The organism is Longimicrobiaceae bacterium, from assembly GCA_035696245.1.
GTDB lineage: Bacteria > Gemmatimonadota > Gemmatimonadetes > Longimicrobiales > Longimicrobiaceae > DASRQW01.
On record DASRQW010000391.1, the window covers coordinates 1 to 8,726 of the forward strand.

General features: G+C 71.7%; 9 protein-coding genes. 5 read left to right on the plus strand and 4 right to left on the minus strand.

Going from position 1 to position 8,726, the window contains the following annotated elements:
* Together VFE05_17745 and VFE05_17750 are read right to left on the minus strand one after the other, a co-directional pair.
* Window positions 1-775: IS3 family transposase (locus VFE05_17745; protein ID HET6231920.1), on the minus strand; the 775-nt coding region annotated here is incomplete at its 3' end.
* A complete protein-coding gene (locus tag VFE05_17750) occupies window positions 772-1,074 on the minus strand; it encodes a transposase (protein HET6231921.1) in 303 nt (100 codons plus the stop codon). The genes VFE05_17750 and VFE05_17745, both read right to left, overlap by 4 nt.
* Window positions 1,075-1,408: 334 nt before the next feature.
* Between VFE05_17750 and VFE05_17755 the strand changes: the two genes are divergently transcribed.
* From VFE05_17755 to VFE05_17765, 3 genes are all read left to right on the plus strand, one after another.
* Window positions 1,409-2,641, plus strand: a complete 1,233-nt coding sequence (locus tag VFE05_17755; protein HET6231922.1) for an MFS transporter — start codon at window positions 1,409-1,411, stop codon at window positions 2,639-2,641.
* Window positions 2,638-3,888 (plus strand): crosslink repair DNA glycosylase YcaQ family protein, encoded by a 1,251-nt coding sequence (locus tag VFE05_17760; GenBank protein HET6231923.1) that lies wholly within the window; start codon window positions 2,638-2,640, stop codon window positions 3,886-3,888. Before VFE05_17755 ends, VFE05_17760 begins: the two co-directional genes overlap by 4 nt.
* Before the next feature lie 406 nt (window positions 3,889-4,294).
* A complete protein-coding gene (locus VFE05_17765; protein HET6231924.1) occupies window positions 4,295-5,923 on the plus strand; it encodes an MFS transporter in 1,629 nt (542 codons plus the stop codon).
* 423 nt (window positions 5,924-6,346) lie between these two features.
* Here the strand turns inward: VFE05_17765 and VFE05_17770 are convergent, their stop codons facing one another.
* Together VFE05_17770 and VFE05_17775 are read right to left on the minus strand one after the other, a co-directional pair.
* Window positions 6,347-6,691 (minus strand): hypothetical protein, encoded by a 345-nt coding sequence (locus VFE05_17770; protein HET6231925.1) that lies wholly within the window; start codon window positions 6,689-6,691, stop codon window positions 6,347-6,349.
* A gap of 428 nt (window positions 6,692-7,119) precedes the next feature.
* The gene (locus VFE05_17775; protein HET6231926.1) at window positions 7,120-7,428 is read right to left on the minus strand and encodes a hypothetical protein; all 309 of its coding nucleotides are present in this window, start codon (window positions 7,426-7,428) and stop codon (window positions 7,120-7,122) included.
* Window positions 7,429-7,734: 306 nt separating this feature from the next.
* On the opposite strand from VFE05_17775, the gene VFE05_17780 reads away from it, so the two are divergent.
* Both VFE05_17780 and VFE05_17785 read left to right on the plus strand, forming a co-directional pair.
* Window positions 7,735-8,088, plus strand: coding sequence for a DUF4186 domain-containing protein (locus VFE05_17780; protein ID HET6231927.1), 354 nt, complete (start codon window positions 7,735-7,737; stop codon window positions 8,086-8,088).
* 159 nt (window positions 8,089-8,247) lie between these two features.
* The coding region (locus VFE05_17785; GenBank protein HET6231928.1) for a hypothetical protein at window positions 8,248-8,726 on the plus strand (479 nt) is incomplete at its 3' end.

Consider the following 8,726-nt stretch of genomic DNA (forward strand, 5'->3'; position numbering starts at 1 on the left):
CCTGTCGAGCTTCTGCGTGCGTGTGCCAGTCGGCTCCTTCGATCAGCTCGCACTCCAGCGTCGCGAAGGCGCTCTCGGCCACGGCGTTGTCCAGACAGGTGCCGCGCCGGCTCATGCTGCACCGCATCCCGTGCTTCGCCAGCCGGTCCTGATACGCTCGGCTCGTGTACTGGCACCCCTGGTCGGAGTGGAGGATCAGCCCTGGGGCGGGCCGGCGGCTCTGCACCGCCATCTCCAGCGCATCCAGCACCAGCGCGGTGTTCTGCGCCGCTCCCATCGCCCAGCCCACCACCCGCCGCGAGGCCAGGTCCAGGATCAGCACCAGATACAGCCAGCCCTGCCGCGTCGGGATATACGTGATGTCGCTCACCCACACCCGATTCAGCCCTCCCGCCTCTTCGGGGGAGAAGCGCCGCGCCAGCAGGTTCTCGGCAACCAGACCCACCGCCTGCTCCTCCACCACCTTGCGGCGCCGCTGCGGCCGGTTGGACTTGCCGCGGAGGCGATCCTGCCGCATCAGCCGCTCTACCTGCCCCCGCGAGCACGCCACGCCGCGCTCGCGCAGCTCCCGCCAGATCCGCGGCGCGCCGTACCTCCCGCGGCTCTGCAGGTGCGCTGCCCGGATCTCCAGCAGGAGCCGCATCTCGCTGACGCGCCGCTCGCGCCCCGAGCACGCTCTCCACTTGTAATAGCCGGAGCGTGCCACCTCCAGCACGCGGCACATCATCGCCACGTCGTAGCTCGCCCGGTGCTCCTCGATGCAGGCATACCTCACTTCGGGCCGCTCGCGAAGTACGCCGCCGCTTTTTTTAAGAAGTCCCGCTCCTGCTTCAGCAGCTCGATCTCGCGCCGCAGCTCCCGGAGCTCCACGTCCGCACCCGAGCGCCTCAGCTTCCCGATCGTGCCCTCGGCTCCCATCCCGGCGCGTCCTTCCGCCTGCTTCACCCAGTTGCGCAGCGTGTCCACGCGTACGCCGATCTCCCGCGACACCTCTACCGCCTCACGGCCCCCGGCGATCAGCCGCACCGCCTCTGCCTTGAACTCCCGACTGAACGCTCGTCTCTTTCTGCTCATCGACACCTCCTCTCGCCGCTAATCTACGGCTTTGAGGTGTCCGCTGTCGCCGGGGAACTCCAGAAGGGTCCCCTCCCCCAGCCCCTCCCCCGCAAGCTCCCGCAAGCGGGAGAGGGTCGATGGCTCCTCATGCTCCGGATGCTTCCTTGCGGGGTGATCCTTCGGGGTTAGTCCCCGCAGTGGGACTTTGCGCAGCCGGCGCCGCGGTTTCGACCGACGGGCGAAAGCTGCTCCACATCTCCCGAATCCCCATCTCCAGGCATCGCCCCGCTTCGTTGTATATTGCGAAAGAGGACACCACGACCGCGCAGCAGATCGAGGAGAGGAGCATCCGTTGGCGCTGATTCCCAACCCGTGGCGGGGGCTCGGCGGGCTGCCGAGGGAGGTGTGGGCGCTTTCCGCGGCCACGCTGGTGAACCGCATGGGCACCATGGTGCTGCCGTTCATGGTGCTTTACCTCACGCGCGGCCTGGGCTTCCCGGCCGAGCGGGCGGCCACCGTGCTGCTGGCGTACGGCGCGGGCAGCCTGGTGAGTGCGCCGCTCTCCGGCCGCCTGGCGGACCGTGTGGGGCCGCTACGGGTGATGAAGGGCTCGCTCTTCCTCACCGGCGCGGTGCTCTTCCTCTTTCCGCTCGCGCGCACCCTGCCCGCCATCCTGGCGCTCACGCTGGTCTGGTCCGTGATCGCCGAGGCGCTGCGGCCGGCGAACCTCTCGGTGCTGGCGGACGTGGCGGGGCCCGAGCAGCGCAAGGCCGTGATCGCGCTCAACCGCCTGGCCGTGAACCTGGGGATGAGCATCGGGCCCGTGGTGGGCGGCTTCCTGGCCGCGTACTCGTTCCCGGCGCTCTTCATCGTGGATGGCGCGACCTCCATCGGAGCGGCGCTGGTGCTGTCGTTCGCGCTGGCGGGCTCGCGGTTGTCCAAGCCCGCGCATGCGACTGCGGCCGAGCGCGCGGCGGTGCTGTCGGAGTCGGGCGGGGTGATGCGCGACCGGCGGATGCTCTTCTTCCTGCTCTCGTCGGTGCTGGTGAGCGCCGTCTTCTTCCAGCACGTGGGCCCGCTGCCGCTCTTCCTAGTGCGCGACCTGGGCATCGACGTGCGGCTGTACGGCGCGATCTTCGCCATCAACACCGTGCTGATCGTCTTCCTGGAGGTGCCGCTGAACCTGGCGACCGCGCACTGGTCGCACCGGTTCGCCATGGCGCTGGGGGCCATGCTCACCGCCGTCGGCTACGGCGCGCTGGCCTTCGCTACGGGGCCGCTGACGGTGGCGCTCACCGTCGTGTGCTGGACGTTCGGGGAGATGGTGCTCTTCCCCACGATGAGCGCCTTCGTGGCCGAGGCGGCGCCGGACGGGCGGCGGGGCGAGTACATGGGTGCGTACACCATGAGCTTCGGCCTGGCGTTCACCGTGGGCCCGTGGGCGGGAACGCTGGTCTACGAGCGCCTGGGCGGCGCCGCACTGTGGGGCGCCGCGTTCGCGCTGGGCGCCCTCGCCGCGGGCATGATGGCGCGCGTAGGCGATGCGGAGCCCGCCGCCGAGGCCCAGCCGGCCGCCGCCGCGTGAGCGCCGGCAAGCCCGCCGTGAGCCTCACCGCCGCCGCAGCGCGCGAGCTGCTGGTGGCGGCGCAGGGGCTGGACCGGCGCCCGCGGCGAAAGGCGAAGAAGGCGGACGTGCTGGCGTGCATCCGCCGCATGGGCACGCTGCAGATCGACACCATCAGCGTCGTGGCGCGCAGCCCGTACCTCGTCCTCTGGAGCCGCCTCGGCGCGTACCCGCCGCGCTGGCTGGACGAGCTGCTGGCGGAGGGGAAGCTGTTCGAATACTGGGCGCACGAGGCGTGCTTCCTCCCCATCGAGGACTATCCGCTCTTCCGCCACCGCATGGCGCAGGCGTCGTCCATGGGGTGGAAGTACGCGGGCGCGCTCGTCCGCGAGCGGCCGGAGACGGTGGCGCGGCTGCTGGAGCACGTGCGCGAGCTGGGCCCGGTGCGCTCGTCGGACTTCGAGCGTACGGACGGGCAGCCGGGCGGCTGGTGGGAGTGGAAGACCGAGAAGCGCCTGCTGGAGGCGCTCTTCACCAGCGGCGAGCTGATGATCGCGCGGCGGCAGGCGTTCCAGCGCGTGTACGACCTGCGCGACCGCGTGCTGCCCGGCTGGAACGACGCCCCCGCGCCGACGGCCGAGGAGGCGCACCGGGCGCTGGTGCTCAAGTCCGTCCGCGCGATGGGCGTCGCGCCGGCCCGCTGGGTGGCCGACTACTTCCGCCTGCCCAAGACGACCAGCCGCGCCATCCCCGCCCGCCTGGCGGACGAGGGCCTGCTGCTCCAGGCCGAGGTGGAGGGCTGGGACGGCGAGGCGTACGTGCACCCGGACAACCTCGCGCTCGCGGAGAGCGCGGCGGCGGGCGCCATCCGCCCCAAGCTGACCACGCTGCTCTCGCCCTTCGACCCGCTGGTGTGGGACCGGGCGCGGGCGCTGGACGTGTTCGGCTTCGATTACCGCATCGAGTGCTACACGCCACAGGGCAAGCGGCGCTGGGGCTACTTCGTGCTGCCCATCCTCCGCCGCGGGCGTCTCGTCGGGCGGCTGGACGCGAAGGCGCACCGCAAGGACGGGCTGTTCGAGGTGCGCGCCATCTACCTCGAACCCGGCGTCCGCGCCACGGACGCGCTGGTGGCCGACGTCGCGGGCGCCATCCGCGAGTGTGCCGCGTGGCACGGCGCGCCCGACGTCGCCATCCGCCGCTCCGATCCGCCCGAGCTCGCCGCCCGCGTCACCCACGCCCTGGCGGACGTCCCCGAGCCGGCGTAGCACAGCACGGCAGATGCACGACGGGCAATCGGCGGCGCGGCCGGAGCACATCGTGCGGGATCATCTTCCGTGGATGTCTGCTGTCGAGCGACGCGGATGATGAGGTGGATGCGAGGCTCGGTCGATCGGGACGATGGCCGATCATCCGCCGAGATGGTGAAGCGATCGGCCGCCGCTCATCTACCGGATGACCGCCGGGGAGCGCGGGCGATGTGGCGCGGAGATGGTGCGGTCCGGTCATCTACCGAAACCGGCCGTTCATCTGACGGAACGATGTACGGCCGTTTGCCTTCGCGGCGAGTGAGGCATACGTTCCCGCCGCGCCCGGAGGCGGAGTGGCGCTGTCGTTCACGGTGCGGCTGCACCGCAGGTGGAGCTCGGGAAGGGAGAGGTACGGTGGACGCGAATGCCTGAGCCGGTAGCGCCACGCCCCGCGGAGGACTCCGCGTGGGCGCCCCTGCGGCACCCGGTGTTCCGCACGCTTTGGATCGCGACCATCGCATCCAACGTCGGCACGTGGATGCACGACACGGCGGCCACCTGGCTGATGACCAGCCTCACCACCAGCACGCTAATGGTGGCGCTGATGCAGACCGCCACCAGCCTGCCCACGCTCTTCCTCGCCCTCCCGGCGGGCGCGCTGGCGGACGTGGTGGACCGGCGCAAGCTGCTGCTGGTCACCCAGGGGTGGATGCTGGTGGCCGCCGCGCTGCTGGGCGGCCTCACCGTGGGCGGGGCGACCACGCCGTGGCTGCTGCTGTCGCTCACCTTCGTGCTGGGGCTGGGCACCGCGCTCAACACCCCCGCCTGGCAGGCCACCACGCCGGACCTCGTTCCCCGCGAGGAGCTTGCGCCCGCCGTCTCCCTGAACGGCGTCGCCACCAACATCGCCCGCGCGGTGGGCCCGGCGCTGGGCGGCGCGCTGGTGGCGGCCGTGGGCTCGGGCGGCGTCTTCCTGCTCAACGCCACGTCGTTCCTGGGCGTCGTCTTCGTCATCCGCCGCTGGAAGAGCGCCGAGCGCAGCAGCGTCCTCCCCGCCGAGCGCGTGGCGGGGGCCATGCGCGCGGGCGTCCGCTACGCGCGGCACTCGCCGGCCGTTCGCGCGGTGCTGGTCCGCACCAGCGCCTTCATCCTCTCCGCCAGCGCCGTGTGGGCGCTGCTGCCGCTGGTCGCCCGGCGCGAGCTGGGGCTGGGAGCCATCGGGTACGGCGCCCTGCTGGGCTCCATCGGCATCGGCGCCATCCTGGGTGTGGTCGTGCTGCCGCCGGTGCGCCGCAGGCTGTCTACCGACCAGCTCGTCACCGTGGGCAGCGCCGTGTACGCCGCCTCGACCGCGGTGGTCGCCTTCGTGCCGCACATGTGGGCCGCGTGCGCCGCGCTGTTCGTGCTGGGGATCGCCTGGATCGCGGTGATGCCGGCCTTCAACGTCGCCACGCAGCGCGCCGCGCCGGACTGGGTGCGGGCGCGCATGCTGGCGCTGTACGTCCTGGTGTTCCAGGGCGGGATGGCGCTGGGCGGCTTCGTGTGGGGCCTGGTGGCCACCCACGCGGGGCTGCGCGTGGCGCTGGGCACCGCCGCGGGCGTCCTGGTCGCAGGCCTCGTCACCGCGCTCCGCTGGCGCCTGGCCGACGGCGAGGACGTGGACCTCACCCCGTCCGGCCACTGGCGCGACCCGGTGGTGCACGGCGAGCTGCACCCGGACGCGGGCCCGGTGCTGGTGACGGTCGATTACCACGTGCGGACGGAAGATGCGGACGCGTTCGTGCGCGACATGCGCGAGATGGGAATCCTGCGGCGGCGCGACGGCGCCATCAACTGGGGGATCTTCCGTGACACGGCCGACCCGCGCCGCTTCGTGGAGACCTTCATGGCCGAGAGCTGGGGCGAGCACCTGCGCCAGCACGCCCGCGCCACCGTTGCCGACCGCGAGGTGCAGGACCGCGTCCGCGCCTACCAGATCGGCGGGGAGAAGCCCGCCGTCTCCCACCTCATCTACGCCCCCGTCCCCGCCGGCAGCGACCCCGTCGAGAAGTAATCGCTGGGTAGACGAGTGCGCGGCTCGGGCGAGCTGCGGCGGGACGACTGGCGGGTAAACCTGCGACCGTAAAAGCAGAAAGCCCGCTTTCGCGGGCTGCTGCAACAGCGTTCTCGCGCTGCAATGTGCGTCGTTTGAAACGCCGCCGGACTGATGAAACACCCGGCTGCCAACTGCGGTCGTCTTTGGGACGAGGCGTTGGAATTCGGCGATGATCTCGCCCAACCGCACGATCCGCATCCTCCCCACCCCGCACCATCCTCCCTCAACCCGCCCGGCCCGCAGCGCGCAGCGCGAGTTGCCAGCGCCCCGGCTGCGAAGATGCCGTTCGCAGAGCGCGGCGCTCCCAGCATTCTCCACCACCGTGCCTTCCCCCGCTTGCGGGGGAGGGCAGGCGAGTTTTACGAGCCGGGTGAGGGCCTTCTACCGCGCCGCGGCGCAGTTCGCCTCGATGGTCGCCGCGTCCAGCGCCACGCGGCGTCGGGTCGCGGTGCCCTCCGGCGTCTTGGGCTGGTAAGAGCTCTCGGCGCGCACCTGGTACAGGCCGCTGGTGCTGGGCGTGACGGTGAGGCGGTCGCTCGTGCCCGCGCGCTCGGCGCGCAGGTCGGCGTCGCTGCCGTGAACGGTGTACCCCAGGGCTGTTGCCTGGGCGCGCACGCAGGCCAGGCCCGCGCTGGTGGCGGGAACGTGGCTGAGGCTGGCGGTGGTCTGCACCGACACGCACGCGGACAGCGCCGCAGCGGAAGCCAGGGCGAGGAAGCGCTTCATCACTGGTCTATCTCCCGGAAAGAACGGAGCGTGGCTCGCGCCGGACGTCTCCCGCCCGGCCCATTCACGCGAATCTAGCATCCCCCGCCAACCCGTGCGAGCACCCGTCCGGCCATCCACCGCCGTGCTGGTGCAACTCACAGCGGCATCGGGAGATGTGCGGCGGGCCGACTCGCTGGAACGATTGCAGATGTGCGGTATGCTCCGCACGGATGCGCAGCGGTGGACGCGCGTCGCATCTCCGGATTCGAACCGCCTGTCGCGACCGCGCGCGGCATTGGTAGATGCGCGGCGAGCCGGTAGATGTACGATGAGTCGACGGATTTGCGGATGCGCCCGATCTGGGAGGCGGTGCTGCGGAGCCGGCGTTTGGCCGGCGGAGCTTCGTCGAGTTGCGGATCGCGGGTGCTGCGGAGAGCGGATGGAGGTCAGGCGGCGGGGGCAATGCGGTGACGGGCGTGGGCCTCGTGGGGCGCCGCGGCGGCGCGCTCGCGAGGCTCGTGGTCGTGGGGGGCCAGGCGGAACGTGCCATCTACCGACGTCAGGTGGCGCGTGCCCGGCGCGGCGCCCAGCAACACCGGCGCGTACCGCCGGTGGAAGACCGGCGCCAGGCGGCGGCAGAATTCCTCCTCGGTGCCGCCGCGCGCCACGAAGCGGCGCATCAGCGCCACCTCCAGCGCGAGGTACGCGGCGAAGCGCGTGGGATAAGCGGCTACGAACTTACGGGTTAGCTCCATCGTCTCCTGCCTTTGTTTCCGCACCTTCCGTCATCCTGAAGGGCATCAAGCATGCCGCCGCCGGATCCGCGCAAACACTTGTAAATCCGCCACATCGTGAACATTCGCGCCGCGCGATCTGCCGCCGGCCGTGCAATCTGAGGACACCGCGCCTCCCCTCCAGGGTACATCTACGAGTGGCTGGCGGGCACCGTTTCGAGCGGGCACGCCGCAGCCGCCCATCCGTACAACGAACCACGGCCGCGAAGTCGAACGCCGGCCTGCCGATCATCCGCCCGGCCCGCCCCCAAGCAGCAGATGCGTGACATGGACGAAGTTTTCGCGCGGCTCGAGACCTCCGCCTTCCGGCGGCGGTTCCGCCTGCGCGGGCGAGAGCTGGACTACCTTCGCGAGAAGGGCCTGGCGACGGTGATGGAGCACGCCGCCGCCTTCATCGCCGAGCGCCTTGCGCCCGCCCAGCCCGCGAACGACGGCAAGCAGACGCCCATGCGCAACCACCCCGCGTTCGTGGCCCAGCACGCCACCGGCACCTGCTGCCGCGGCTGCCTCGCCAAGTGGCACGCCATCCCGAAGGCCCGCCCCCTCACCCCCGCCGAGACCGACTACGTCCTCGCTGTCCTGGAGCGCTGGCTCGCCCGCCAGGCGGGTTGGCCGGCCTGATCCCGGGAGATGCGGCGCGCTGCCAGACGTCGTCTCGCTCACGAATCCCCGGCGCGAGGCAACCTTCGCGACGGGCGGTGTATCCCACGTCACGGTAGATGGATGGACGGCGCGCGCGGGATTCTCCCGGCGCGTGCACAACGAGCGGGAGGCGGGACGATGCGGATGCTGAAGGAGATCGCGGCGGGCGCCGCGCTGGCGGTGGGACTGGTGCTCGGCCCGGCCGCGCCGGCGGCCGCGCAGACTGCGCGAGCCACGCGGGCCGACACGCTCTCGCTCTCGGCTGCGGGCGCGCAGGCGTACGCGAAGCTGCACGACGCCGTGACCTTCGAGAGCGCGCGCATCGGCTTCGCCGCGCTGGAGTCGGAGAACGCGAAGGCATTCCGCGCGCTGCTCGCCGAACGGTCAGCCGCCGCGGCTTTCGCGCGGCTGGCGGCGGAGGGGAAGCCGGCCGGACGCCTCTACGGACTCGCGGGCCTGTACCTGGCCGACCGCGACGCGTACACCGCCGCCGCGGCCGGCTTCCGGCGCGATGGCACGCAGGTGCACACCATCAACGGCTGCGTTATGTGGCCGCGCTCGGTTCGCGAGGTTGCAGCGTTCATCGCCAGCGGGCAGATCCCCCGCGAGCTACAGAG

Bases quoted from the DNA above. Each gene is read 5' to 3' on its own strand.
- VFE05_17750 (HET6231921.1), bottom strand. From the start codon at position 1,074: ATGAGCAGAAAGAGACGAGCGTTCAGTCGGGAGTTCAAGGCAGAGGCG.
- VFE05_17765 (HET6231924.1), top strand. From the start codon at position 4,295: ATGCCTGAGCCGGTAGCGCCACGCCCCGCGGAGGACTCCGCGTGGGCG.
- VFE05_17770 (HET6231925.1), bottom strand. From the start codon at position 6,691: ATGAAGCGCTTCCTCGCCCTGGCTTCCGCTGCGGCGCTGTCCGCGTGC.
- VFE05_17775 (HET6231926.1), bottom strand. From the start codon at position 7,428: ATGGAGCTAACCCGTAAGTTCGTAGCCGCTTATCCCACGCGCTTCGCC.
- VFE05_17780 (HET6231927.1), top strand. From the start codon at position 7,735: ATGGACGAAGTTTTCGCGCGGCTCGAGACCTCCGCCTTCCGGCGGCGG.